At 72.6% G+C, this 23456-nt stretch carries 26 protein-coding genes; 12 read left to right on the top strand and 14 right to left on the bottom strand.

Annotation, left to right across the window (positions count from 1 at the left end):
• Positions 1–152: 152 nt before the first annotated feature.
• The gene (locus OG553_RS10125; RefSeq protein WP_405978658.1) at positions 153–914 is read right to left on the bottom strand and encodes an SDR family oxidoreductase; all 762 of its coding nucleotides are present in this window, start codon (positions 912–914) and stop codon (positions 153–155) included.
• 85 nt (positions 915–999) lie between these two features.
• Here OG553_RS10125 and OG553_RS10120 point away from each other — a divergent pair, with 85 nt between their 5' ends.
• Entirely contained in the window at positions 1000–1590 is a 591-nt protein-coding gene (locus OG553_RS10120) for a TetR/AcrR family transcriptional regulator (protein ID WP_405978657.1), read from the top strand.
• A gap of 412 nt (positions 1591–2002) precedes the next feature.
• Positions 2003–3472, top strand: coding sequence for a sensor histidine kinase (locus OG553_RS10115; RefSeq protein ID WP_405978656.1), 1470 nt, complete (start codon positions 2003–2005; stop codon positions 3470–3472).
• 160 nt (positions 3473–3632) lie between these two features.
• Here OG553_RS10115 and OG553_RS10110 read toward each other — a convergent pair whose 3' ends face one another.
• Both OG553_RS10110 and OG553_RS10105 read right to left on the bottom strand, forming a co-directional pair.
• Positions 3633–3890 (bottom strand): WhiB family transcriptional regulator, encoded by a 258-nt coding sequence (locus tag OG553_RS10110; RefSeq protein ID WP_004937597.1) that lies wholly within the window; start codon positions 3888–3890, stop codon positions 3633–3635.
• A gap of 319 nt (positions 3891–4209) precedes the next feature.
• Positions 4210–5175: a diacylglycerol/lipid kinase family protein gene (locus tag OG553_RS10105; protein WP_405978655.1), complete on the bottom strand. Its 966-nt coding sequence runs from the start codon at positions 5173–5175 to the stop codon at positions 4210–4212.
• Positions 5176–5259: 84 nt separating this feature from the next.
• Between OG553_RS10105 and OG553_RS10100 the strand changes: the two genes are divergently transcribed.
• Positions 5260–5703 (top strand): hypothetical protein, encoded by a 444-nt coding sequence (locus OG553_RS10100; protein WP_405978654.1) that lies wholly within the window; start codon positions 5260–5262, stop codon positions 5701–5703.
• A 23-nt stretch (positions 5704–5726) separates the two neighbouring features.
• On the opposite strand, the gene OG553_RS10095 is transcribed toward OG553_RS10100, so the two are convergent.
• The 3 genes from OG553_RS10095 to OG553_RS10085 form a co-directional block, all read right to left on the bottom strand.
• Positions 5727–6704: an RNA polymerase sigma factor SigF gene (locus OG553_RS10095; protein WP_405983006.1), complete on the bottom strand. Its 978-nt coding sequence runs from the start codon at positions 6702–6704 to the stop codon at positions 5727–5729.
• A gap of 17 nt (positions 6705–6721) precedes the next feature.
• Positions 6722–7135 carry an anti-sigma regulatory factor gene (locus OG553_RS10090; RefSeq protein ID WP_033218654.1) on the bottom strand — a complete coding sequence of 138 codons (414 nt, stop codon included), beginning with the start codon at positions 7133–7135 and terminating at the stop codon, positions 6722–6724.
• A 256-nt stretch (positions 7136–7391) separates the two neighbouring features.
• The gene (locus tag OG553_RS10085; protein WP_405978653.1) at positions 7392–7652 is read right to left on the bottom strand and encodes a UBP-type zinc finger domain-containing protein; all 261 of its coding nucleotides are present in this window, start codon (positions 7650–7652) and stop codon (positions 7392–7394) included.
• A gap of 65 nt (positions 7653–7717) precedes the next feature.
• Between OG553_RS10085 and OG553_RS10080 the strand changes: the two genes are divergently transcribed.
• The gene (locus OG553_RS10080) at positions 7718–9301 is read left to right on the top strand and encodes a Na+/H+ antiporter (protein WP_405978652.1); all 1584 of its coding nucleotides are present in this window, start codon (positions 7718–7720) and stop codon (positions 9299–9301) included.
• Between the two features lie 4 nt (positions 9302–9305).
• Here the strand turns inward: OG553_RS10080 and OG553_RS10075 are convergent, their stop codons facing one another.
• The 4 genes from OG553_RS10075 to OG553_RS10060 all read right to left on the bottom strand — a co-directional run bounded on the left by OG553_RS10075 (position 9306) and on the right by OG553_RS10060 (position 12796).
• Entirely contained in the window at positions 9306–10199 is an 894-nt protein-coding gene (locus tag OG553_RS10075; protein ID WP_405978651.1) for a 1-aminocyclopropane-1-carboxylate deaminase/D-cysteine desulfhydrase, read from the bottom strand.
• Positions 10200–10311: 112 nt separating this feature from the next.
• Positions 10312–10902 carry an N-acetylmuramoyl-L-alanine amidase gene (locus OG553_RS10070; RefSeq protein ID WP_405978650.1) on the bottom strand — a complete coding sequence of 197 codons (591 nt, stop codon included), beginning with the start codon at positions 10900–10902 and terminating at the stop codon, positions 10312–10314.
• 143 nt (positions 10903–11045) lie between these two features.
• Positions 11046–12245 carry a globin domain-containing protein gene (locus tag OG553_RS10065; RefSeq protein ID WP_405978649.1) on the bottom strand — a complete coding sequence of 400 codons (1200 nt, stop codon included), beginning with the start codon at positions 12243–12245 and terminating at the stop codon, positions 11046–11048.
• 101 nt (positions 12246–12346) lie between these two features.
• Entirely contained in the window at positions 12347–12796 is a 450-nt protein-coding gene (locus OG553_RS10060; RefSeq protein ID WP_405978648.1) for an RrF2 family transcriptional regulator, read from the bottom strand.
• A 225-nt stretch (positions 12797–13021) separates the two neighbouring features.
• Here OG553_RS10060 and OG553_RS10055 point away from each other — a divergent pair, with 225 nt between their 5' ends.
• From OG553_RS10055 to OG553_RS10035, 5 genes are all read left to right on the top strand, one after another.
• A complete protein-coding gene (locus OG553_RS10055; protein WP_405978647.1) occupies positions 13022–14431 on the top strand; it encodes a family 2B encapsulin nanocompartment shell protein in 1410 nt (469 codons plus the stop codon).
• Positions 14419–15474 carry a family 2 encapsulin nanocompartment cargo protein polyprenyl transferase gene (locus tag OG553_RS10050; protein ID WP_405983005.1) on the top strand — a complete coding sequence of 352 codons (1056 nt, stop codon included), beginning with the start codon at positions 14419–14421 and terminating at the stop codon, positions 15472–15474. Before OG553_RS10055 ends, OG553_RS10050 begins: the two co-directional genes overlap by 13 nt.
• A 207-nt stretch (positions 15475–15681) precedes the next feature.
• Positions 15682–16275, top strand: a complete 594-nt coding sequence (locus tag OG553_RS10045) for a GNAT family N-acetyltransferase (protein WP_405978646.1) — start codon at positions 15682–15684, stop codon at positions 16273–16275.
• A gap of 101 nt (positions 16276–16376) precedes the next feature.
• Positions 16377–16961 carry a dihydrofolate reductase family protein gene (locus OG553_RS10040; protein ID WP_405978645.1) on the top strand — a complete coding sequence of 195 codons (585 nt, stop codon included), beginning with the start codon at positions 16377–16379 and terminating at the stop codon, positions 16959–16961.
• 54 nt (positions 16962–17015) lie between these two features.
• Entirely contained in the window at positions 17016–17213 is a 198-nt protein-coding gene (locus OG553_RS10035; protein WP_405978644.1) for a hypothetical protein, read from the top strand.
• Between the two features lie 33 nt (positions 17214–17246).
• Here the strand turns inward: OG553_RS10035 and snpA are convergent, their stop codons facing one another.
• Positions 17247–17912 (bottom strand): snapalysin, encoded by a 666-nt coding sequence (gene snpA / locus OG553_RS10030; RefSeq protein WP_405978643.1) that lies wholly within the window; start codon positions 17910–17912, stop codon positions 17247–17249.
• 225 nt (positions 17913–18137) lie between these two features.
• Between snpA and OG553_RS10025 the strand changes: the two genes are divergently transcribed.
• The 3 genes from OG553_RS10025 to OG553_RS10015 all read left to right on the top strand — a co-directional run bounded on the left by OG553_RS10025 (position 18138) and on the right by OG553_RS10015 (position 21540).
• Positions 18138–19070 carry a LysR substrate-binding domain-containing protein gene (locus tag OG553_RS10025; protein WP_405978642.1) on the top strand — a complete coding sequence of 311 codons (933 nt, stop codon included), beginning with the start codon at positions 18138–18140 and terminating at the stop codon, positions 19068–19070.
• A gap of 663 nt (positions 19071–19733) precedes the next feature.
• On the top strand, positions 19734–20654 hold the full coding sequence (locus OG553_RS10020; protein ID WP_405978641.1) for a DUF4097 family beta strand repeat-containing protein: 921 nt from the start codon (positions 19734–19736) through the stop codon (positions 20652–20654).
• A gap of 1 nt (position 20655) precedes the next feature.
• Complete coding sequence (locus OG553_RS10015; protein WP_405978640.1) at positions 20656–21540, top strand: helix-turn-helix transcriptional regulator; 885 nt, start codon at positions 20656–20658, stop codon at positions 21538–21540.
• On the opposite strand, the gene OG553_RS10010 is transcribed toward OG553_RS10015, so the two are convergent.
• Genes OG553_RS10010 through OG553_RS10000 form a run of 3 tightly spaced genes read right to left on the bottom strand, consistent with a single transcriptional unit; the run spans position 21537 to position 23320 of the window.
• Positions 21537–22097, bottom strand: coding sequence for a Clp protease N-terminal domain-containing protein (locus OG553_RS10010; protein WP_405978639.1), 561 nt, complete (start codon positions 22095–22097; stop codon positions 21537–21539). The two genes, OG553_RS10015 and OG553_RS10010, sit on opposite strands and share 4 nt — an antisense overlap.
• Complete coding sequence (locus OG553_RS10005; protein ID WP_362467998.1) at positions 22097–22306, bottom strand: helix-turn-helix domain-containing protein; 210 nt, start codon at positions 22304–22306, stop codon at positions 22097–22099. Before OG553_RS10005 ends, OG553_RS10010 begins: the two co-directional genes overlap by 1 nt.
• 51 nt (positions 22307–22357) lie before the next feature.
• Positions 22358–23320, bottom strand: a complete 963-nt coding sequence (locus OG553_RS10000; protein WP_405978638.1) for a zinc-binding dehydrogenase — start codon at positions 23318–23320, stop codon at positions 22358–22360.
• Between the last annotated feature and the right edge of the window lie 136 nt (positions 23321–23456).

The raw sequence follows: 23456 nt of genomic DNA, 5'->3' as shown, positions 1-23456 counted from the left end.
GGGCTATGTATGGCCCGTCCGGCGTTTGAGGACCGGGGTCAGGGGCGCAGCCCCCGGGAACGGTGGAAGTGGGGGTCCCCCCGGACGGAGTCTGGGGGAGGGTAGGGGACCTCGCCCCGCACAGCGGCACCCCCTCCGCCCGGCCCGGTCCGCTACAGCAGCGACAGCTGGAGGCCGCCCGTGGCGGAGAGGTGCTGGCCGGTGACCCAGCGGGAGTCCGGCGAGGCCAGGAAGGCCACCACGTCGGCGACCTCCTCCGTCGTGCCCACCCGGTTGAAGACCGACCGGGAGGCGGCGTGCGCGCGGGCCGCCGGATCGGCCAGCCAGGCCGCGTTCAGGTCGGTCTCCGTGATGCCGGGGCCCACCGAGTTCACCGTGATCCCGCGCGGGGCGAGCGCGGCGGCCAGGGACACCGTCAGCGCGTTCACCGCGCCCTTGGCCATGACCGTGGCGAGGATCGCCGGCAGGGCGATGTCCGGGGTACCGGTCACGTTCACGATCCGGCCCCCGTCCGCCAGCCGCTCCAGCCCGTGCTTGATCACGAAGAACGGCGCCTGCGCGTTGAGCGCCTGGACCCGCTGGAAGGTCTCCTCGTCCGTCTCGCCGATGCCCGCGAAGGCAGCCGCCCCGGCGTTGTTCACCAGGACGTCCACCCGCTCGGTGTGCGCGGGGTGGGCCTCGTACGCGGCCCAGAGCGCCTGCGCGTCCCCGGGTACCCCGAGCTCCGCCCCGATGGCGAAGGCCCGGCCCCCGGCCGCCTCGATCGCCCCGACGGTCTCCTTCGCCGCGGTCTCGTTGCTCCCGTAGTGCACCGCGACCAGCGCCCCGTCCCGCGCCAGCCGCTCGGCGACGGCCCTCCCGATGCCCCGGCTGCCGCCCGTGACCAGTGCCGTCTTCCCCTTGAGCACGCCCATGACGCGCCCCCCTCCATCAATCACTAGTGGTCGCTACAGAAAGGGACCGTACCAGATTCCGTAGCGGCCGCTATAGAATGACGCCATGGTGACAGGACAGCGCGGCAGGCCCCGCTCCTTCGACCGGGCCGCCGCTCTCGAAAAGGCGATGCTCACCTTCTGGGAGCAGGGCTACGAGACCACGTCCATCGCGGACCTGACCCGCAACCTGGGCATCGGCGCCCCCAGCCTCTACGCCGCCTTCGGCGACAAGCGCAAGCTCTTCGACGAGGTCGTGGTGGTCTACGGCAGCCGGTACGGGGACTTCGCGAGCGTGGCGCTCTCCGAGGAGCCCACCGCCGCCGCGGCCATCGGCCGCATCCTGCGCGAGGCCGCCGAGATCTACACCGACCCCGCCCACCCGCCGGGCTGCATGGTGATCAGCGCGGCCGCCAACACCACCTCGGAGGAGGTGGCGGAGGCCCTGCGCGAGCGCCGCAACACCAACCTGGAGCTGTTCGAGAGCCGCATCAGGGCCGACATCGCGAGCGGCGAGCTGCCGGCCGGGACCGACGCGCGGGCGCTGGCCCGCTTCGCCGGGGCGGTGCTCCAGGGGATGTCCCAGCAGTCGCGCGACGGGGCGAGCCGGGAGGAGCTGGAGGCGGTCGCGGAGAGGGCGCTGCTGGCCTGGCCGTGACGGTGAAGCGGAATCCGCGCGGGGAGATGCGCCGGGGAGAACCGGGGGAATCCGCACGAGAGGCGCTTTCCTCTGGGCCACGGTGCAGGGCGGGACCCTCAACCCACCCGGCACCGTAGCCCGGAGTACTTACGGCCGTAGGGTGTGCGGTGCCCGGCGGCCGTTTGGGAGGTGCCTGCGCGGTCAGGGCAGAACGCGTGGCCACCTCGCTCCGTCCTCCTGTGCGGGGAGGGCGGAAGTCTGAAACCCAATTGTGGACTAGACCAATCTGTCCTGTCCATCCAAGTGCGGGGTCTACTGACCCGTCACTTCCTCCAACAGTACGCGGAGTGTGCCCTTCCTGGATACTCCTGAGTATTCGTGGTGGGGAAAGTCATCCTCGTACCCGGGGTACGCTCGCAAGGTGCCCTCCATGAACGACCTCGTACGCCAGCACACCGCTCTCGGTGAAACCGACCTGGAGTGGTTGCACCTGCTGGTCTCGGAGTGGCAGCTGCTCTCCGACCTCTCCTTCGCCGACCTCGTGCTCTGGGTCCCCACCCTCGACGGCACCCGGTACGTCTCCGTGGCGCAGATGCGGCCCAACACCGGCCCCACCTCCTACCAGGACGACATGGTCGGCCACCTGGTCCCGCGCGGCCGCCGCCCGCTGCTCGACGCCGCCCTCGACGAGGGGCGCATCGTCCGCGAGGGCGACCCGGAGTGGCGGGAGGAGGTGCCGGTCCGCGTCGAGTCGATCCCCGTCCGCCGCGAGGGGCGCGTCCTCGGCGTGATCGCGCGGAACACCAATCTGCTCACTGTGCGTACACCGAGCCGGCTGGAGCTGACCTACCTCCAGTCCGCCTCCGACCTCGCCCAGATGATCGCCGCGGGTGCCTTCCCCTTCCCGGGGCAGCAGGTGGACATGGACGCCTCCCCGCGCGTCGGCGACGGCCTGATCCGCCTCGACGCCGACGGCGTGGTGACGTACGCGTCCCCGAACGCGCTCTCCGCCTACCACCGACTCGGCCTCGCCGCCGACCTGGTCGGCCAGCACCTCGGCACCACCACCGCCGAACTCGCCCCCTCCCGGGGCCCGGTGGACGAGGCCCTGGTCAAGCTCGCCAGCGGCTGGGCCCCGCGCGAGACCGAGGTCGAGGGCAACGGGGGCGTCATCCAGCTGCGCGCCATCCCGCTCAAGCCCAAGGGGACCCGCATCGGCTCCCTCGTCCTGTGCCGCGACGTCACCGAACTGCGCCGTCGCGAACGTGAACTGATCACCAAGGACGCCACCATCCGGGAGATCCACCACCGGGTGAAGAACAACCTCCAGACCGTGGCCGCCCTCTTGCGGCTCCAGGGCCGCCGGATGGATTCGCCCCAGGCCCGCGAGGCGCTGAACGAGGCGGTGCGCCGCGTCGGTTCGATCGCGATCGTGCACGAGACCCTCTCCCAGAACCTCGACGAGCGGGTCGAGTTCGACGAGATCGCCGACCGCGTGATCGCGATGGTCGCCGAGATCTCGCCCGGCCGGGTGGAGTGCCGGCGCCTCGGCCGGTTCGGGATCCTGGACGCGGAGGTCGCCACTCCGCTGTCGATGGTGCTGACGGAGATCCTGCAGAACGCCCTGGAGCACGCGTTCACCCACGGGGAGGGCGGCACGGTGGAGGTGTCGGCCGGCCGTTCGGGCAGCGGCCGCAACGACTCCCGGCTGCTGATCACCGTCGTCGACGACGGCTGCGGTCTGCCCGACGGCTTCGACCCCCAGCGGGCCGGCAACCTCGGCCTGCAGATCGTACGGACCCTCGTGGAGGGCGAACTCGGCGGCACCTTCGACATGGTCCGGGCCGAGCCGCGCGGCACCCGGGTCGTCCTCGACATACCCGCCAGCCCGCAGAAGTAGTACGAACGGCCCGTCACTCAGTGTGACGGGCCGTTCTCCGCGCACTGCGGCGGCAAAGCACTGAGCCCCGGACCGGGGTTACCGGTCCGGGGCTCAAGAGCACGTTGCTGAGCGCTTATATGGGTACTACGCGCTGCGGCTCGAGGCTCGAAAGTCGATGTCAGGCGGTGGCGTTACGCGCCCGATTGCGAGCGGCGCGGCGCTTCATGGCGCGGCGCTCGTCCTCGCTGAGACCGCCCCAGACGCCGGAGTCCTGACCGGACTCGAGCGCCCACTGCAGGCACTGCTCCATGACGGGGCAGCGGCGGCAGACGGCCTTGGCTTCCTCGATCTGCAGCAGCGCAGGACCGGTGTTGCCGATGGGGAAGAAGAGTTCCGGGTCTTCCTCGCGGCAAACGGCGTTGTGACGCCAGTCCATGGCTGCTCCATCTCCTTGTATTGCGGGCAGGTTGCTTGTGAATGTGAACGCTTTCACGAATCCCCCCGTGAGGGAAGGGCCGACGCCCAGTTGCCTGGTGCGGTCCGAAGATTCGTGGTGGGGTTCTGGCGGTCTGTGTGGGTGCCGGTTCTGCGGGCTGTCCCGATCGCCATGTAGAGATTCGCAAACCTCGGACGGGGATACAACCCCTTCCGGAAAGTTTTTTTGGATTCGTCGGTGTCTACTAGGTCACAGCCCTAGTTCCTGGGGGTGGACTGGCGTGTAAACGTTCGACTGAAAGGACTTTGGGCCCTTCCACTCACACAATCACACGCAGTGCACGGCGTACGCCTGTGAACCGAACGCTGGTGCGCAGTCCGAGGTGATCGCCGTCCATCTGGAATGGGAGCGGAACCTTCGAATGCAAGGTGAAGTCCGTCAGATCGTGCAGAGACACCGCGTGCTTGCCGTGCGGACCGCGCTCAGGAGTCGAGGTCAGGAGCTGTGTCGCGTACCTGGCCACGGCCGGAGTTGACAAACGGTCCAGCGCCAATACGTCAAGTGCGGTATCGAACGACGCCTCCGGAGAGGCGTAAAGGGGCTTGTTCCCCAGATACGTCCAGGGCGAGGTGTTGCAGACTATCGACAGCACCAGGCCCGACACCGGATCCACGCCGGGCTGCTCCAGGGTGATCGTGCCGTGCCGCCGGTTCGGTTCCTCCCAGAACTGGCGCATCAGCTGCCGCACGTACAGGGCATGGGTCGAACGCTTGCCGCGCTCGCGCTGCTGCTCGACCCGCCCCACCACGCCGGCGTCGAAACCCAAGCCCGCGCAGAACGTGAACCAGCGCTCCGGCACCGACTCGTCCTCGGTCCCCGGCACACCGGACGCCAGCCCCAGCCCGACCGTCCGCTCGCGCTTCTCCCGCAGCGCGTCCAGCAGGGCACCCGTCGCCTCGACCGAATCGTTCGGCAGCCCGAGCGCGCGGGCGAACACGTTCGTGGAACCTCCCGGGACCACGGCCAGCCCCGGCAGCCGCTCCGGATCGGGACCCTCGTGCAGGAGTCCGTTGACCACCTCGTTGACGGTGCCGTCACCGCCGAGCGCCACCACCAGGTCGACGCCCTCCCGCGCGGCCCTGCGCCCGAGGTCGCGCGCGTGCCCCCGGTACTCGGTGGTCACCGCCTCCAGCTTCATCTCGCTGGCCAGGGCATGGGTCAGGACGTCGCGCGTGCGCGCACTGGTGGTCGTCGCTGCAGGGTTGGCCACGAGAAGAGCACGCATGGTCGCCAGAGTACCCACCCCTCCATATGCGGCCCATACCGACCGTACCGTCCGGGCCCCCCGGCGCACGGCTACGCTGCTGGGGTGAGCAAGAAGCCGACCCCCGAAGCCCCCGCCGCCCCCGAGCCCGCAGCGCTGCCGGGCCGGCTGACCGCCGCCGCCGCGCTGACCGCGCTGGAGGGCCTCGCCCTGGCCGGGCTCGGCGTCTACATGCTGTTCGTCGGCATCGCGGGCGACCCCGACTCCCCGCAGCAGGCCGAGACCGGCGGGATCACCCTGCTCGCCCTCGCCGCGCTCCCGCTGATCGCGGCGCGCGGTCTGCGCCTGGGCCGCCGCTGGAGCCGCGGCCCGGCGCTGATCACCCAGCTGATGGCGCTGCCGGTGGCCTGGACCCTGTGGACCACCGGCGGGGCGATGACCGCCGCGGCCGTGGCACTGGCCCTGGCCGCGGTGGCCGTCACCGCGCTGCTGGTCAACCCGACGGCGACCGAGGCGCTGGGCATCGGACCGGGCGACCAGGCCCGATAGCCCCGCGCTGCACCGCCCCTCGACTACTCCTCCACGAGGAGCTTCTCCCGGAGCTGGGCCAGGGTGCGGGCCAGCAGCCGGGAGACGTGCATCTGCGAGATGCCGACCTCCTGCGCGATCTGCGACTGGGTCATGTTGCCGAAGAACCTCAGCAGCAGGATCCGCTTCTCCCTCGGCGGCAGCCCTTCCAGCAGAGGCTTGAGGGACTCCCGGTACTCGACGCCCTCCAGCGCCTCGTCCTCCGAGCCCAGGGTGTCCGCGACCGCCGGCGACTCGTCGTCGGTGTCCGGCACGTCCAGGGAGAGCGTGCTGTAGGCATTGGCCGACTCCAGCCCCTCCAGCACCTCCTCCTCGGAGATCCCCAGCCGTTCGGCCAGCTCGTGCACCGTCGGGGACCGGCCGTGCTGCTGGGACAGCTCCGCCGTGGCCGTGGTCAGCGAGAGCCGCAGCTCCTGGAGCCGCCGCGGTACGCGTACCGCCCACCCCTTGTCACGGAAGTGCCGCTTGATCTCGCCCACCACGGTGGGCGTCGCGTACGTGGAGAACTCGACCCCGCGGTCGGGGTCGAACCGGTCCACCGACTTGATCAGGCCGATGGTGGCGACCTGCGTCAGGTCGTCCAGCGGCTCGCCGCGGTTGCGGAACCGCCGCGCCAGGTGCTCGACCAGCGGCAGGTGCATCCGCACCAGCCGGTTGCGCAGCTCCGCCCGCTCGGGTGATCCCTCGGGCAGCTGCCGCAGCTCGAAGAAGAGGGCCCGCGCGCCGCTGCGGTCCCGCGGGTCCGGCACCGCCGGGGGCGCGGCCGGCACCTCCGGGGCCGCTGCCTCCGGGGGCTGTGGTTGGTCGTGCTGGTTCTCGCTCATAGGGCCCGCCCGTCGCTCCGCCGAGTCCAAAAAGCCGTCTTCCGCATCCGCGTCAGCCGGGTGCGGCCGGGCGTGCTGCTGTTCCGGGATGCCGCCGTCGACCTCGTGCCTCACCCGGGGCCGATCCCCGCCCCGCACCGGGATCTCCCCGCCGCTCACGCCGGGCCTGGCCCCGCGCCGCGCTGTTTGTAGAGGCTGATGCTCACTGTCTTGTTCTCCTCGACCGTAGCCTCGACCTTGCCGGCCAGGGCCGACAGGACCGTCCACGCGAACGTGTCGCGCTCCGGCGCCCGCCCGTCCGTGGTCGGGGCGGAGACGGTCACTTCCAGCGAATCGTCGATCAGCCGGAAGACGCAGCTGAGGACGGAGCCCGGCACGGCCTGCTGGAGCAGGATCGCGCAGGCCTCGTCCACCGCGATGCGGAGGTCCTCGATCTCGTCGAGGGTGAAGTCCAAACGTGCCGCGAGACCGGCCGTGGCCGTTCGCAGCACCGACAGGTAGGCACCCGCAGCCGGCAGCCGGACTTCCACGAAGTCCTGGGTCCCGGGCTCGCCTGCGATCTGGGACACCCTCACCTCCAAGGTGGTACGAGCTCTGTTCGCCGGTGACGCTATCGCGATCCGGGCGATCGTGTCGCGGCACCCCTCATGGCGCCCGCTGGGAGCGACCGGGCCGACCCCGCCAAGTGCGGTGACTGATGGTAAGCCCATGAGTACGCACAGTGGCTAGAGGTCTGCGGGCCCAATTCGGGGGAACCGGCGGAGGGTTGACCTACCCCGCTGCCGCCGATCGAACCGTCGTCCACGGATGATCCAATCCGGGTCCTCAGACGAGGGAACCGTCGACGAAGCACCAGCGCCAGGTTTCGCCCGGTTCGAAGCTCCGCATCACCGGGTGGCCGCTCTCGTGGTGGTGGGCGGTGGCGTGCCGGTGGGGGGAGGAGTCGCAGCAACCCACGTACCCGCAGCCGAGGCACATCCGCAGCTGGACCGGATGGCTCCCGAGCACCTCGCATTCCGGGCAGGTCAACGCATGCGGGACCGGCTCGGGGCGCGGCAGTTCGGCAACGTGGGTGCACTCGCTCATGATGGCCAGGTTACGGCCGGGGTGCGGGCGCGACGACGGTGACGACGGATGGGGATGGATCTTCGATGGAGGTATTGCCGCTGGTGGCACTGGTCGCCGGGAGCGCCGCCGTGGCGGGCATCGCCCGGCGCACGCCCGTGCCGGCCCCGCTGCTGCTGGTCGCCGCGGGTCTGATCGCCGCGTACGTGCCGGGGGTGCCCTCGTACGCCCTCGACCCGCACATCGTGCTGCCGCTGCTGCTCCCGCCGCTGCTGCACACGGCGGCCGTGGACAGCTCGTACCTGGACCTGCGGGCCAACGTACGGCCGATCGCGCTGCTCTCCGTGGGCTACGTGCTCTTCGCGACGCTCGCCGTCGGCTACGCCGCGTACCTGGTGGTGCCGGGGCTGTCGCTGCCGGTGGCGCTGGTGCTGGGCGCGGTCGTCGCGCCGCCGGACGCGGTCGCGGCGACGGCGATCGCGCGGCGGCTGGGGCTGCCCAACCGGATGACGACCATCCTGCAGGGCGAGTCCCTGGTGAACGACGCCACCGCCATCACCGCCTACAAGGTGGCGCTGGCGGCGGCGGTCGGCGTGAGCGCCGGATGGGCGGGCGGGGTCGCGGAGTTCCTGCTGGCGTCGGTGGGCGGGGTCGGGGTGGGCCTGCTGCTGATGGTCCCCATCCACTGGCTGCGCAAGCGGCTGAGGGAGCCGCTGCTGCAGAACACCCTCTCGCTGCTCATCCCGTTCGTGGCGTACGCGGCGGCGGAGCGGGTGCACGCGTCGGGGGTGCTGGCCGTGGTCGTGGTCGGACTGTACCTCGGCCACCGCAACTGGCAGGTCGACTTCGCGACGCGGCTCCAGGAGGAGGCCGTGTGGAAGGTGGTCGCCTTCGTGCTGGAGTCGGTGGTGTTCGCGCTGATCGGGCTCCAGCTGCCGGTGGTCCTCAAGGGGCTCGGCGAGTACGAGGGGGCGGCCGCGGCCTGGTACGCGCTCGCGGTGTTCCTCGCGGTGGTGGCGTCGCGGTTCGTGTGGGTGTTCCCGGCGACCTTCGTGCCGAGGTGGGTGTCGGAACGGATCCGGCTCCGGGAGCCGGAGACCGACTGGAAGTCCCCCGCGATCGTGGGATGGGCCGGGATGCGCGGTGTCGTCTCGCTGGCGATCGCGTTCTCCGTGCCGATGGAGGTGCCGCACCGGAACCTGATCCTGTTCCTCACCTTCACGACCGTCATCGGCACGCTGGTCGTCCAGGGCCTGACCCTGCCGCCCCTGATCCGGCTGCTGAAACTCCCGCCGCGGGACGTGCAGGCGGAGACCCTCGCGGAGGCCCAGGCGCAGAGCGAGGCCTCGCGGGCGGCGGAGGAGCGGCTGGCGGAGCTGCTGGGGCAGCCGGAGAACAGCACCCTGCCGCCGCCGCTGGCGGACCGGCTGCGGACGGTACTGGAACGCCGGCGCAACGCGGTGTGGGAGCGGCTGGGCGAGGTCAACCCGGTGACGGGGGAGTCGGCGGACGACGTCTACCGGAGGCTGGCCCGGGAGATGATCGAGGCCGAACGGGAGGTCTTCGTCTCCCTCCGCGACGGCCGCCGCATCGACGACGAGATGCTCCGCGCGCTGCTGCGCCGCCTGGACCTGGAGGAGGCCGCCGCCTACCGGGAGGAGTCGGCGTGACGGCCTACGGTCGGCCCGTGACGACCGCGGTGACGGTCGTGCCCCGGGGGAAGGCGCCGGCGGCGGTGAGGGCGTGCAGGGCCCAGAGGAGCTTCGCGACGTAGATCCGCTCCACCGGGAGCCCGTGCCGGTGCTCGAAGTCGGCGGCGAAGGCGTCCAGGGCGGGCGGGACGCGGGCGTAGCCGCCGTGGTCGAAACCCTCCGCCAGGGTCCAGTCGCCGGCCGGGCCGCCGAAGGCCGCCGCCTGGAGGGAACGTATCTCCGCGCCCAGGAAGCCGCCGGCCAGCACCGGTACGCCCAGCGCCCGCTGCCCGGGGGCGAGCCCCGCCGCGAGGCCGGCCAGGGTGCCGCCCGTACCGCAGGCGACCGCCACCACCTCGGACGTCCCGCGCAGCTCGCGGCCCAGTTCCGCGCAGCCGGTGAGGGCCAGGGGGTTGCTGCCGCCCTCGGGGACCAGGTACGCCCCGGTGGCCCCGGCGGCGGCCAGCAGGCCGTCCCGGGTGTCGGGTTCGGCCTTGCGGCGGTACTCGGAGCGGGTGGCGAAGTGCAGCCGCATGCCGTCGGCGGCGCAGCGGGCGAGGGAGTCGTTGAGGGGGCGGCCGGCCAGTTCGTCGCCCCGGACGATGCCGACGGTCTCCAGGCCGAGCAGCCGGCCGGCGGCCGCGGTGGCCCGGAGGTGGTTGGAGTAGGCGCCGCCGAACGTGGCGAGCCGGTCGTGGCCCGCCTCCAGCGCTGCCCGGAGGTTCGGCGCGAGCTTGCGCCATTTGTTGCCGGGCAGTTCCGGGTGGACGAGGTCGTCCCGCTTGAGCAGGAGCCGTACCCCGTGCGCGGTGAAGCGTTCGTCGGCCGCCTCGACGAGGGGGGACGGTGGGCGGGGGCGCAGTTCGGGGTGGGTCACCCGTCCATTGTCGGTCCGGGCGCGGAGGGCGCGGCCCGGGTCCTGGCGGCGGTGAGCGGGCAGGACGCGGGCGATGGGCGGGGCGGGGCGGTCACCGTCGCCGGGGGCTTCGTTACTTGAGGCGGTCGGCGACGCGTTCGCGGAGCCAGTCCATGGCGAAGCCCCTGGGGTCGACCTTGCCGGGCTGCCACTCCCGGTGGCCGATGACCGAGCGGGCGCCCCAGCCGTGGACCCGGCAGACGGCGGCCGCCGCGCGGGCGATGGCGTCGAGCTGTGCGGGCGGCCAGGGGTCCTCGCCGTCGCCGAGGTTCTCGCACTCGAAGCCGTAGAAGTACCGGTTGCCGTCGGTGTCGGCGTGGTGGTCCGGCGGCAGCCGCTTCTCGGCGATCACGGCGGCCAGGACGTCGGAGTCGCCGGCGCCGGCGTGGTTGGTGCGGCCGTAGCCGACGAGGTGGACCCGGCCGTCCTTGGCGATCACGCCGTGGCAGAGGGGGCCGGGCAGGGCGGAGTCGCCGTCGCGGCAGAGCTCCACGGTGTACGCGGTGCCGCGGGTGACGGTGTGGTGGACCATCACCCCGTGCACCGGCCCCCAGGGGCCCTTGTGGTTGCGGTTGCGGTTGCGCCAGGCGCCGACCTCCACGACGGTCAGCCCTTCGGCGCGCAGTGCCTGGATGAAGCGGTCAGCGGACATGGGTGCGGACACGGCCGCCTCCTTTCACCGTGTGTGTTCATGCGGTTACTTAACGGTGTAGTGGAGGCGGCCCTTCCGGGGCTAGGGCGTCTTTCGGCCAGCCGTCAGGCCGAGCCGGCCGTCACGCCGAGCCGGCCGTCACGCCGAGCCGGCCGTCAGGCGGAGGCGAGCCACAGGTCCGGGCCGAAGACCTCGTAGTGGACGTGGGAGGCCGGGACGCCCTTGGCGAGCAGCTGGGCGCGGACCGCCCGCATGAAGGGGAGCGGCCCGCACAGGTACGCCCGGGTGCCGGGGGCGACCGGGACCGTGGCGAGGTCGACGAGGCCGGTGGAGTCGCCGGCCTCGGCCCCGGCCTCGTACCAGAAGCGGGCCGTGGCGTCGGCGAGCTTGTGGGTCAGCGCGCGGTGGTCGGAGCGCAGGGCGTGGTCGGCGGGGCTGCGGTCGGCGTGCACCACGGTGACCGGGCCGGTGTGTCCGGTGTCGGCCAGGTGCTCCAGCATCGACAGCATCGGGGTGCAGCCGATGCCCGCCGAGGCGAGCAGTACGGGCGAGTCGGGGTCCTGGAGGACCAGGTCGCCGTACGGGGCCGAGACGCGCAGGGTGTCGCCGGTGCGGACCCGGGAGTGGAGGTGGTGGGAGACCTCGCCGTCGGGGCCGCCGCAGGCGGCCGGGCCGTGGACCCGCTTGACGGTGATGGCGCGGACGGGGGAGCCGGGGGAGCTGGAGAGGCTGTACTGGCGGATCTGGCGGGCGCCGTCGGGGAGTTCGACCTGGACCGAGACGTACTGGCCGGGCTTGGAGCCGGGGGCGGGGGCGCCGTCGGCGGGGACCAGGTGGAAGGTGGTGCAGTCGGCCGTCTCCTCGATCCGCGCGGCCACCGTCCACTCCCGCCAGACCTCGCCGGCGAGGACCCGCTGCTCGGCGTAGAGCCGCTCCTCGGCGGCGATCAGGGCGTTCGCCATCAGCCAGTAGACCTCGTCCCAGGCCTCGGCGACCTCGGGCGTGACGGCCTCGCCCAGGACCTCGGCGATGGCCTCGAAGAGGTGCCGGTGGACGACCGGGTACTGCTCGCGGGTGACGCCGAGGGAGGCGTGCTTGTGGGCGATGCGGTTCAGCATCACGTCGGGACGGGTGTCCGGGTGCTCCACGAGGTGGGTGGCGAAGGCGGCGATCGAGCCGGCCAGGGCCTGCTTCTGGAGCCCGGCGTTCTGGTTGCCGCGGTTGAACAGGTCCCGGAGCAGCGCCGGGTGGGCCGCGAAGAGCTTCGAGTAGAACAGCTCCGTGATGTCCGTGATGGCGGCCCCGACGGCGGGCAGGGTGGCGCGTACGGTCGCGGTCGACTTCTCCGACAGCATGGCGGCTCCTCGCTTAATTGGTACTTCAGATTCGTATTAAAGGGTTCGGGGAGGCCCGCCGCCATACGGAGATCCGTTCGAAAGCGGGCCGGGGGGTGCGGTCAATCGGCCACTCGGCCGCCGGCGCTCGAAATGCCCAGCAGCAGGGGTCCCGTGGGGGCCGCCACCAGCTCGTTCACCGTGAGCGGGTCCAGCGCGGCGAAGAACGCCTCCTGGGCCCGGCGCAGCGCGCCGCGCAGTACGCAGGCCCCGCGCAGCGGACACGGGGTGGTGCCCTCGCAGTCCACGACGTCGCCCGCGCCCTCCAGCTCGCGCACCACCCCGCCGACCGAGGCGGCGCGTCCGGCGGCGGTGAGTGCGAGCCCGCCGCCGCGGCCGCGCCGGGCCTCGACCAGTCCGAGGTGCTGCAGCCTGGCGACCACCTTGGCGGTGTGGGTGTACGGGACCTCCATGGTCGCCGCCACCTCCCGGGTGGTGGGCAGGTCCGTGTCCTCGACGGCCAGGCGCATGAGCACGCGCAGCGCCAGGTCGGTGAATCGCGTCAGCCGCATGGCCCCAGCGTAGAAAACTGGCATCGCAGATACAAATTAAGGGCGGCCGGGCGTGCGGGATGGCCGAAACGGGTCAGGTCTCCGGGAGGAAATGTGAAGCAGTTGAACCTTTGAGCATGCCCCGGGTCCCGGGAGCCAGTCCCACCCGTTTGTGTAGTGGTCCGGCCACATGGCGCACTGGAAGGCTTCCGCTCCGCAGACCATGGAGTGATCGGAAGGAAATACATGTCGGTCCAGGCAGGTTCCGAAGCCGGAACCCGGACACCGCAGAGCAGTCTGGGGACCGCGGCCGCGCGGAACCTGGCAACCACGACCAAGTCCGCGCCGCAGATGCAGGAGATCACCTCACGGTGGCTGCTGAAGACGCTCCCGTGGGTCTCGGTCCAGGGCGGCGCCTACCGGGTCAACCGCCGGCTCAGCCACACCGTCGGCAACGGCGTCGTCGAGTTCGTCAAGACCGGCTCCCGGGTCCAGGTCATCCCGGCCGAGCTCGGCGAACTGCCCCTGCTGCGCGACTACGAGGACCCCGAGGTCCTCACCGAACTCGCCGGCCGCTGCCGCCAGGTCGACTTCGAGGCCGGACAGGAGCTGACCTCCTTCGGCAGCCCCTCCGACCAGGTCTTCCTGCTCGCCCACGGCCGCGTCGAACAGATCGGCCCCGGCCCCTACGGCGAGGACGCGGTCCTGCGGACCGTCGCCGACGGCGCCTACTTCGGCGAGGCCTCCCTCACCGACGGCGCGGCGATCTGGGAGTACACCGCCCGCGCCGCCACCCCCGGTACCGCCCTCGTGCTGTCCCGCGAGGACTTCCTGCTCCTCGCCGACCGGGCCGACTCGCTGCGGGCGCACGTGGACCGGGTACGCACCCGGCCGGAGCGGCGCACCAACCCCTACGGCGAGGCCGCCATCGAGCTCTCCGCCGGCCACGTCGGCGAGGCCGTGCTCCCCCGCGCCTTCGCCGACTACGAACCCCGCCCGCGCGAGTACGAACTCTCCATTGCACAAACGGTCCTGCGCGTCCACACGCGCGTCGCCGACCTCTACAACCACCCGATGAACCAGACCGAGCAGCAGCTGCGGCTCACGGTCGAGGCGCTGCGCGAACGCCAGGAACACGAGCTGCTCAACAACCCGGAGTTCGGCCTGCTCCACAACGCCGACTACGACCAGCGCATCCAGCCCCACGACGGCGCGCCCACCCCCGACGACTTCGACGCCCTGCTCTCCATGCGGCGCGACTCCAAGCTGTTCCTCGCGCACCCCGGGGCCATCGCCGCCTTCGGCCGCGAGTGCAACAAGCGCGGGCTCTACCCGGAGACGGTCGACGTCGCCGGCACCCGGGTGACCTCCTGGCGCGGCGTGCCCATCTTCCCGTCCACCAAGATCCCGGTCAGCGCCTCCCGCACGACCTCCATCCTGTGCATGCGCACCGGCGAGGAGGAGCAGGGCGTCATCGGCCTCCACCAGCCCGGCATCCCCGACGAGATCGAGCCGAGCACGTCCGTGCGCTTCATGGGCATCAACGAGCAGGCGATCATCTCCTACCTGGTCACCGCCTACTTCTCCGCCGCCGTCCTGGTGCCGGACGCGCTCGGCGTCCTGGAGAACGTAGAGATCGGCCGCTGGGACCGGTGACCGCCGACACCGTCGTCGCCGGCGAGGGACAGGAAGCGGCCGCCCTGCTGGAAGAGACGAGAGAAACGGTCAACCCGGAACTGCGCCGGGCCGTCGAGGGCCTGCCCGGCCAGATGCGCCGGGTGGCGATGTACCACTTCGGCTGGGAGCGCGAGGACGGCGGCCCGGCCGCGGGCGGCGCGGGCAAGGCCATCCGGCCCGCCCTCGTGCTCGCCTCCGCGCAGGCGCTGGGCGCGCCCGCGGAGGCCGTCCGGGGCGCCGTACGGGCGGCGGCCGCCGTGGAGCTCGCGCACAACTTCACGCTGCTGCACGACGACATCATCGACCGGGACGTCCGCCGCCGCGGCAGGCCCACCGCGTGGACCGTCTTCGGGACCCCGCACGCGATCCTCGCGGGCGACGCCATGATGGCGCTCGCGCTGCGGCTGCTCGCCGAGGACCCGCACCCGGCCTCGGCGCGGGCCTCGGCCCGGCTGGCGGCCTGCGTCGTCGAGCTGTGCGAGGGACAGCAGGCGGACTGCGCCTTCGAGGAGCGCACGCACGTCTCCCTCGACGAGTGCCTGACCATGGCGGAGGCCAAGACCGGCGCCCTCCTGGGCTGCGCGTGCGCGCTGGGCGCGCTGTACGCGGGGGCCGGGCCGGAGGAGGTCGAGGCGATGGACGCCTTCGGGCGGCAGGCGGGGCTCGCCTTCCAGCTGATCGACGACCTGATCGGCATCTGGGGCGACCCCGGGCACACCGGCAAGCCCGCCGGTGCCGACCTGATCGCCCGCAAGAAGTCCCTCCCCGTCGTGGCCGCCCTCACCTCGGGCACCGGGGCGGGGGAGGAGCTGGCGCTCCTGTACGCGGGGCCGCTCAAGGAGGACGACGTGTCCCGGGCCGCCCGCGCGGTGGAGCGGGCCGGCGGCCGCGACTGGGCGCAGGCCCAAGCCGCCGACCGGATGGGCCGGGCGGTGCAGGAGCTGTCCCGGGCGGTCCCCGACCTCGCGGCGGCGGGCGGGCTGCTGGCGCTCGCGGAGTTCGTGACGCGGCGCACCAGGTAGCGGCGGCCGGTCGGTCCGGTCCGGTCGGTCCGGTCCGGTCGGTCCGGTCCGGTCGGTCCGGTCACATCCGGGCCGGTGCCGCGGAGCGGCCCGTTCCGGCGCTGCGGGGCGCCGGAACGGGCCTTTTCACGGGCGGACGGCGGGAGGAGCGGCGGGCAACTCTAGGATCACTCGCGGTAGTTGACATGCGAGTGAAGGGTGTTCCCCGTGGTGCTGGAGATACGTCAGGCGGATCAGTCGGACCGGGACGCGGTCGCGCGCCTGCTGGACGAGGCCTTCCGTGAGGACCCGGTGAGCAGCTGGGTCTTCCCCGACCCGGAGCACCGGGCCGCCGTGCACGGCAGGTTCCTCGGGGTCTTCGTGGACGTCGCCCTGGCCGAGGGGCGGATCGACTACGCGGCGGACGGCTCGGCGGCGGCGCTGTGGGTGCGCGTCCCGGCCGGCGAGCCGGAGGGCGAGGACGAGGTCCCGGCGAAGATGCGGGCGGTCGCCGACCCCGACAACGAGCGGTGCGAGCTGGTCGGGCGGCTCACGGGCGCGGTGCACCCCACCGCCGAGGAGCACGAGTACCTGCTGATGATCGCGGTCGCCCCCGGCCGGCAGGGCGAGGGGCTGGGCACCGAGCTGATGCGGCCGGTACTGGAGCGCTGCGACCGGGACGGGCTCCCGGCCTACCTGGAGGCGAGCAGCGAGCGCAGCAAGGGGTTGTACGAGCGGCTCGGGTGGGAGTTCACCGGTGAGGCGGTGCGACTGCCGGAGGGGCCCCTGATGTGGCCGATGTGGCGCAAGCCGCGGGGCTGAACGGACCCCCCCACGAATGGGGGGTTGGCAAAGCACTTCAGGTGAAGTACTTTCATTGACGTGCCCCGGAGCGGCGGCACCCCCGGACGGAAGAGAATCGCTTGCGCAAGCTCACGTACTTCATCGCCACCACCGTCGACGGCTTCATCGGAGCCCCGGACGGCGATGCCGATTTCATCTACAGCTACGTCGACCCTGAGTTCATCGGCCTCCTGACCGCCGAGTACCCGGAGACGATCTCCGCCGCCGGACGCAAGCAGCTCGGCATCGAGGACGCCGCGCCCAAGCGCTTCGACGCGGTGATCATGGGTCGCAACACCTACGAGCCCGGCCTCAAGGCCGGCCTGCCCAGCCCCTACGGCCACATGCGCGAGCAGTACGTCGTCTCGCGCAGCCTCACCACCCCGCCGGACCCCGAGGTCCGCCTCATCGGCGGCGACCTCGTCGCCCACGTGCGGGAGATGAAGGCGCGGGACGGGCTCGGCATCTGGCTGTGCGGCGGCGCCGACCTCGCGGCCCAGCTGGCGGACGAGATCGACGAGTACATCGTCAAGACCTACCCCGTCGTCGTCGGCACCGGCATGCCGATGTCCCGCGCCGGGTTCGGGGTGCGCCCCCTGGAGCTGACCGGCTGCACCGCCCTCGGTGGCGGCCAGATCGTCACCTCGTACGACGTCAAGCGCTGACCCCGCGCGCGGCCGGCCGTGCCATAACGCACGAAACCGGCCTACCGTGGAGGTATGGCCGGTGAACAGCAGCAGCACGAGCGCGGGACGGTCGCCCCGCGGGCCGGACACGAGCAGCGGGCGTGTCCGGCCTGCGGGCGTGCGGTGGAGACCATGCTCCACCGGCGCAAGTCCCTGGGGATCTTCGTCCCCGAGTGGAGTCCGGGTCCCTGCCGGAACCCGGACTGCACCCTCTACGTCCCCGCCGGGTGACGGGGACGTAGAGGGTGGCGTAGCCCTTGGCTCTTAACCCTTGGTGTCCATGCCCGAGGCGACCAGCCCGTTGGCCCACAGCTGGTTGACGCGCGACCGCTCGGCGCTGTTCGGGGTGGCGTTCGTGCACGAGGTGCCCGGGCCGCCGCCCGACATCAGCTCGCTGCACGGACCCGAGTAGTGGTCCGGCAGACCCAGCACGTGACCGGTCTCGTGCGCCGTCACGCGGGTGGAGTTGTACTGCTGGTTCTGCCGGTAGTCCAGGAAGATGTAGCCGCGGCCGTGGCCGTCCGTGCTCGCGTACGAGCCGCGGGAGTCGTTGCCCTCGCGGTACGAGAAGTTCCCGCCCGAGGACACCTCCTGGAGCTTCACGTTGGCGACCGAGCTGTTCCAGATGCGGGTGGAGTTGGCTATCTGGGTACGGAAGCTCGGCGCGCTGCGGGTGTTGTAGGTGACGGTGACGGCCAGTGCGCCCGGGTTCGCGGCCCGCTGCTCGGCGACCGAACGCTTCACGGCCTCGAAGAAGGCCCGGGTGGCGGCGTCGTTCTCCGCCGAAGCCTCGTACGCGGCGTAGCTCGCCGGGCTGCCGGCCGGGGCGGCCGTCGCGGCACCGGCGGCCGGCACGACACCGCCGAGGGCGGCGGCGACACCGAGTCCGACGGCGGCGGCGGACAGCATGTTCCTGCGGGAGTGGCGCATGTGGGGGGGCTCCTACTCGGCTGGTGCGGTGGGGGGTGGATGGGTCATCCGGCACAGGAGTCTGCGGGAGCCGAGGGGGCCGGGGGATGATGTCAGAGCCCGATAGCGCGGAGCTATCGGGCAGGTTTCGGCAGGATTCACCTTGGTCAACTGGCGTGAGAATGGCGGGATTCGGGGGGCTATCGGCGGCTGGTGCGGTACGCGGGCCCCGCCTACCCTCGGGACATGGAGCTCGAGGTGAGGCACCTGCGCGCACTGTGTGCCATCGAGGACGCCGGCAGTCTGCACAAGGCCGCCCGGCAACTCGGCGTGAGCCAGCCCTCCCTGACGACCCAGCTGCGCCGCATAGAACGGGCCCTGGACGGAGAACTGTTCCTGCGCGAACGGACCGGCTGCCGGCCGACCCCCTTCGGGCGCACGGTGCTCGGGCGGGCGCGGCCGCTGCTCGCGGACATGGCCGCACTGGTCGCCGAGGCGCGCGCGGCGGCGAACGGGCCCCGGCTGCGCATAGGTTCGACCGCGAGCCGGGCCCTGCCGGGCTGGCTGCGACGGCTGCACCGGCGCGCCCCGGAAACGGAGACCTCGCTGGTGGTGGACACCTCGGCGAACGCGCTGCTGCGGATGACGGCCGGCGGACAGCTGGACGTCGCGTTCGTGCACGAGGTGGAGGGCAGCCCGCTGCGGGTGCCGGCCGGGCTGGAGCTCCGGGTGCTGATGGAACGCGAGCCGCAGTTCGTGTCCATGTCCCGGGACCACCCCGCCGCGCGGTCGCCGGTGGTCGCGTTAGAGGACCTGGCCGGGGACCGCTGGACGGTGGACCCATCGGTCGACGGTGAGTGGGACGGCCTGAGACGGGTCTTCGCGGGGGCCGGGGTCGACCCGCCCGTACTGCACGCCGACTACCACACGGCGACCTCGCTGATCGTCTCCGGCGAGGCGGTGGCGCCGTGCCAGCCGACGTCCGGGCCGCGCGACGACATGGCCATCCGGCCGCTGTCGGGGGACCCGCTGGCGGTGCGGCTGCTTCTCGCGACGCGGCCGGGGGAGCACGCGGAGGTCTTCGAGGACCTCCGCGACGCCTACCGCGAAGCCGCCCTCCGCACCCCGCCGTACCGAGCCTGGCTCCGCCGAAGCGGAAGCCCGCTGCTGGTGGCGTAGGGGCTCGCCCCTCCCCGGCGGGGCCGGACCGTGGTGCCCCCGGGCGGACGCGTCCGCCGCCTCGGCCCTGGCCGGGCTGTTGTCGCCCTGCCCCCGGGCCGGGGCCCCGCCGTCTGCGGCTGCCGTGCCGCTGCGCGGGGCTTGCCCCTCCCCGCCCTTCAACCGTTCTCGCCTCAAGCGCCGGCGGGGCTGGGGAAGAGTCCGGCGCTGCGTGCCGGTGCCGCTGGGAGAGCTGGCGCTCCGAGCCGGTGCGGCTCAAGACACGGCGCTACCGCGCCCGCGCCTCAATCGCCGGCGGGGCTGGAACTGCCCTGCGGGCAATCCAGCCCGCGCGGCGTTTGAGCGCACCGGGCGCGGAGCGCCCGGAACGGGGTCAGGGGCGGAGTCCCTGGGAACGGTGGAAGGGCGGGTAGGGGACCTCGCCCCGCGCAGCGGCCCACCCACTCGCACCCAACCCACCGGCCCCACCCGCCCGAACCGACCCCGCCCCGGCCCAGACTGCCGGAGGCCGCCGCAGCGGCGCGAAGCCGGTAAGGCCGCCCGCGGCCGCACCGCGCGAGCGACGCGTCAAAAAGGGGGTGCTTGACTTCGGGGTGCCGCGATATATCGTGTCTACAGAAGACGCGATATGTTGCGTGCGTCAGCCTGAAGAAGGAGCAGCACATGCCAGAGCAGATGACGTGGTCCGTCGCCGCACCGCAGAAGCTCGCCTTCGAGCAGCCGGTCCACGACCTCCGCGTACGCGTCGTCGGCGGGACCGTGAACGTGGTCGCCGCCGAGGAGGGCCCGGCCCGCCTGGAGGTCGCCGAGGTCGACGGGCCGCCGCTGCACGTGGTCCAGGACGGCGGCACGCTCACGCTCTCCTACGAGGACCTCCCCTGGAACGGCTCCCAGGGCTTCCGGAAGTGGATCGAGGGCAAGCCGTGGAAGGCCTGGGCCGGTTCCTCCCCGGACGGCCGCAAGGCCTGGGAGCGCAGCGTCACCGTGACGGTGACCGTCCCCGCCGGCACCCACGTCCAGCTGGCCGCCGTCAGCGCCGCCGCCTTCGTCTCCGGGATCTCCGGCGGGACCGAGGTCAACGGGGTCTCGGGCGACGCGACGCTGGTCGGCCTCTCCGGGCGGGTGGAGGCGCGTACGGTGTCCGGCGCCGTCGAGGCGCAGTCCGTCACCGGTGAGTTCGGCTTCCACTCCGTCTCCGGCGGCCTGACCCTGGTCGACGGCGCGGCCGGCAGCGTAAGGGCCGACTCGGTCAGCGGCGACATGCTCATCGACCTCGTCCCCGACCCGGACGCCGCCAAGCCGGTGGACATCTTCCTGAACTCCGTGTCCGGCGAGGTGGCCATCCGCCTCCCGCACCCGGCCGACGCCAAGGTCGAGGCCAACACCGCCACCGGCAGCGTCTCCAACGGCTTCGAGGACCTGCGCGTCACCGGCCAGTTCGGCGCCAAGCGGATCACCGGCACCCTCGGCTCGGGCGCCGGCACCCTGCGGGCCACCACCGTCTCCGGGGCGATCGCCCTGCTGAGCCGCCCGCAGTCCGAGGCCGCGGCCGCTCCCCTCCAGCTCGACAAGAAGGTGCTCTGACATGCCGCCCGTCTTCGCCCACGGCCGCCTCCGCCTCTACCTCCTCAAGCTGCTGGACGAGGCGCCCCGCCACGGGTACGAGGTGATCCGCCTGCTGGAGGAGCGGTTCCAGGGCCTGTACGCGCCCTCCGCGGGCACCGTGTACCCGCGGCTGGCCAAGCTGGAGGCCGAGGGGCTGGTCACGTACGCCACCGAGGGCGGGCGCAAGGTGTACTCGATCACCGAGTCGGGCCGTGCCGAGCTGGCCGACCGGGTCGGGGAGCTCGCGGACCTGGAGCTGGAGATCCGCGACTCCGTCTCCGAGCTGGCCGCCGAGATCCGCGACGACGTCCGCGGCGCCGCCGGCGACCTGCGCCGCGAGATGCGGGCCGCGGCCTCCGCGACGGCCACGCAGGTGGACGACGAGTCCTGGAAGGCCGCCAAGGAGGAGTTCCGCAAGGCGAAGCAGGAGTGGAAGGAGCAGGCCCGCCGGGCCAAGGACGAGAGCCGCCGGGCCCGCGAGGAGGCCCAGCAGGCCCGCCGCCAGGCCAAGGAGGCCCAGGAGCGGGCCCGCGAGGAGGTCCAGCGGATCGCCGCGCAGCTCCAGGAGCAGTTCGCGAAGTCCGGCGGCGTCCTGGGCAGCCTGGCCGGCGCCTGGCTGGGCAACGGCCACACCGCCCCCGCCCCCGAGTGGACGGCCGCCCCCGGGCCCGCGGGCTCGGGCTGGGCCGAGGACCTGACGGCCACCGCCGACCCGGCGCGGGACCTGGACCGGCTGCTGGACCGCTTCCGCGACGACGTCCGGGACGCGGCGCGGGACCACGGCGTGACCCCGGCCCAGCTGGCCGAGGCCCGGGCCCACCTGGCGGCCGCCGCCGCCCGCATCGCGGCGGGCCTCAAGGGTTAGGCGGCGAGGGCGGTCTCCACCGTGGCGTACGTGACTCCGTGGTCCGCGAGGGCTTCGGAGGCCGGGCCGGGGCGCGAGACCAGGGCCAGGAGCAGGTGGAGGGTGCCGATGTGGCGGTCCTTGCGGCCCAGGGCGATGCGAAGGGACTGCTCCAGGGTCTTCTTCGCGCCCTGGGTGAAGGGGAAGTGGCGCCGGTCCGGGGAGGGCCGGCCCAGGGCCTCGCGGAGCGAGGTGCCCAGCCCCCGCCTGCGGGGAGCGGGGGCCGCGAGGGCGCCCGTGCCGTGCGTCTCCTCGATCCGGGAGACGATCTCCGAGAGGTCGATGCCGAGGCCCGCGAGGGCCTCCTCGTCCGCCTTGGACATCCCGCCCCGGCGGCGGGCCGCTTCGAGGTCGGCCGCGACGGCCGTGCCGTCGACTCGGAGTGGGTCCAGCGCGCCGCCGTCCAGCAGTGAGAGGAGCAGGTGCTCCTCCGTGACGGACCCGGCTCCCGCGGTCCGGGCCTGGGCCACCGCGCCCGCCACCGCGTTCCGAGCGTCCCGGGTGAAGCGTTCGAACATCACAGCCTCCCGTGCTTCTTGTGTACGGCCTGCCGGCTGACGCCCAGTTCGGACGCGATCTCCTGCCAGGACCAGCCCTGCGCGCGGGCGCTGCGCACCTGGACGGCCTCCAGCTGCTCCAGCAGTCTGCGGAGGGCGGCCACGGCGCGCAGGCCCACGCGCGGGTCCCGGTCGCCGGCGCGTGCGGCGAGGTCGGTCGCTTCGGTCATGTCTGTCAATGTAGGTTGACGCGGGAGGGTCGTCAACCCCGATTGACAGACTCAGGTGGTGAGGACGATCTTTCCGAAGAGGTCGCCCGATTCGAGCTTCTCGAAGCCCTCGCGGGCGCGGTCCAGCGGCAGCACCTGGTCGATGACTGGGCGGATGCCGGTGGCCGCGCAGAAGGACAGCAGGTCCTCCAGCTCGTCCTTGGTGCCCATGGTCGAGCCGACCACCTTCAGCTCCAGGAAGAAGATCCGGTGCAGCTCGCCGGCCGGCGGGGTGCCGCCGCTGGTCGCGCCCGAGATCACCAGGGTGCCGCCGGGGCGCAGGCTCTTGACCGAGTGCGACCAGGTGGCGGCGCCCACCGTCTCGATGACCGCGTCCACCCGGTGCGGGAGCCGCGCGCCGGGCTCGTACGCCTCCACCGCGCCCAGCTCCACGGCCCGCTTGCGCTTGGCCTCGTCGCGGCTGGTGGCGAAGACGCGCAGGCCGGCGGCCTTGCCCAGGACGATCGCGGCGGTGGCGACCCCGCCGCCCGCGCCCTGGACGAGCACGGAGTCGCCGGGGCGGACCCCGGCGTTGGTGAAGAGCATCCGGTACGCCGTCAGCCAGGCCGTCGGGAGGCAGGCGGCCTCCTCGAAGGACAGCTCGGCGGGCTTGCGCAGCACGTTCCAGGCGGGGACGGTCACCTGCTCGGCGAAGGTGCCCTGGTAGCGCTCGGTCAGGATCGAGCGGGGCTCGTCCGGGCCGACCCCGTGGCCGCTCTGGCCGATCACGGAGTGCAGGACGACCTCGTTGCCGTCCTGGTCGGTCCCGGCGGCGTCACAGCCGAGGATCATGGGCAGTTTGTCCTCGCCGAGGCCGACTCCGCGCAGCGACCACAGGTCGTGGTGGTTGAGGGAGGCGGCCTTGACGTTGACGGTCACCCAGCCGGGGCGGGCCCCGGGGGCCGGGCGCTCGCCCAGCTCAAGGCCGGTCAGCGGCTGGTCTCGGTCGATTCGGGCGGCATAGGCAGCGAACATGGCGCCAGACGCTACCGGTCGGTAGGCCGTCCTGGCCAGGGGTGGGTGATCGCGGGTCGGTGGGAGCGGAAGTACTGGTTCGATACTCAACTACCAGCCGTACCAGGCGGTTTGTGGCGCTCATAGGACTAACCGG

Origin of the sequence: Streptomyces sp. NBC_00158 (assembly GCF_045160885.1) — a bacterium.
Lineage (GTDB): Bacteria > Actinomycetota > Actinomycetes > Streptomycetales > Streptomycetaceae > Streptomyces.
Note: the sequence above shows the minus strand (reverse complement) of the source record. Positions and strands in the feature narration are given on the sequence as shown.

Bases quoted from the DNA above. Each gene is read 5' to 3' on its own strand.
- OG553_RS10025 (WP_405978642.1), top strand. From the start codon at position 18,138: ATGGAGCTCGAGGTGAGGCACCTGCGCGCACTGTGTGCCATCGAGGAC.
- OG553_RS10035 (WP_405978644.1), top strand. From the start codon at position 17,016: ATGGCCGGTGAACAGCAGCAGCACGAGCGCGGGACGGTCGCCCCGCGG.
- OG553_RS10055 (WP_405978647.1), top strand. From the start codon at position 13,022: ATGTCGGTCCAGGCAGGTTCCGAAGCCGGAACCCGGACACCGCAGAGC.
- OG553_RS10120 (WP_405978657.1), top strand. From the start codon at position 1,000: ATGGTGACAGGACAGCGCGGCAGGCCCCGCTCCTTCGACCGGGCCGCC.
- OG553_RS10125 (WP_405978658.1), bottom strand. From the start codon at position 914: ATGGGCGTGCTCAAGGGGAAGACGGCACTGGTCACGGGCGGCAGCCGG.
- snpA (WP_405978643.1), bottom strand. From the start codon at position 17,912: ATGCGCCACTCCCGCAGGAACATGCTGTCCGCCGCCGCCGTCGGACTC.
- OG553_RS10005 (WP_362467998.1), bottom strand. From the start codon at position 22,306: ATGACCGAAGCGACCGACCTCGCCGCACGCGCCGGCGACCGGGACCCG.
- OG553_RS10115 (WP_405978656.1), top strand. From the start codon at position 2,003: ATGAACGACCTCGTACGCCAGCACACCGCTCTCGGTGAAACCGACCTG.
- OG553_RS10105 (WP_405978655.1), bottom strand. From the start codon at position 5,175: ATGCGTGCTCTTCTCGTGGCCAACCCTGCAGCGACGACCACCAGTGCG.
- OG553_RS10085 (WP_405978653.1), bottom strand. From the start codon at position 7,652: ATGAGCGAGTGCACCCACGTTGCCGAACTGCCGCGCCCCGAGCCGGTC.
- OG553_RS10000 (WP_405978638.1), bottom strand. From the start codon at position 23,320: ATGTTCGCTGCCTATGCCGCCCGAATCGACCGAGACCAGCCGCTGACC.
- OG553_RS10110 (WP_004937597.1), bottom strand. From the start codon at position 3,890: ATGGACTGGCGTCACAACGCCGTTTGCCGCGAGGAAGACCCGGAACTC.
- OG553_RS10065 (WP_405978649.1), bottom strand. From the start codon at position 12,245: ATGCTGTCGGAGAAGTCGACCGCGACCGTACGCGCCACCCTGCCCGCC.
- OG553_RS10010 (WP_405978639.1), bottom strand. From the start codon at position 22,097: ATGTTCGAACGCTTCACCCGGGACGCTCGGAACGCGGTGGCGGGCGCG.
- OG553_RS10060 (WP_405978648.1), bottom strand. From the start codon at position 12,796: ATGCGGCTGACGCGATTCACCGACCTGGCGCTGCGCGTGCTCATGCGC.
- OG553_RS10015 (WP_405978640.1), top strand. From the start codon at position 20,656: ATGCCGCCCGTCTTCGCCCACGGCCGCCTCCGCCTCTACCTCCTCAAG.
- OG553_RS10080 (WP_405978652.1), top strand. From the start codon at position 7,718: ATGGAGGTATTGCCGCTGGTGGCACTGGTCGCCGGGAGCGCCGCCGTG.
- OG553_RS10020 (WP_405978641.1), top strand. From the start codon at position 19,734: ATGCCAGAGCAGATGACGTGGTCCGTCGCCGCACCGCAGAAGCTCGCC.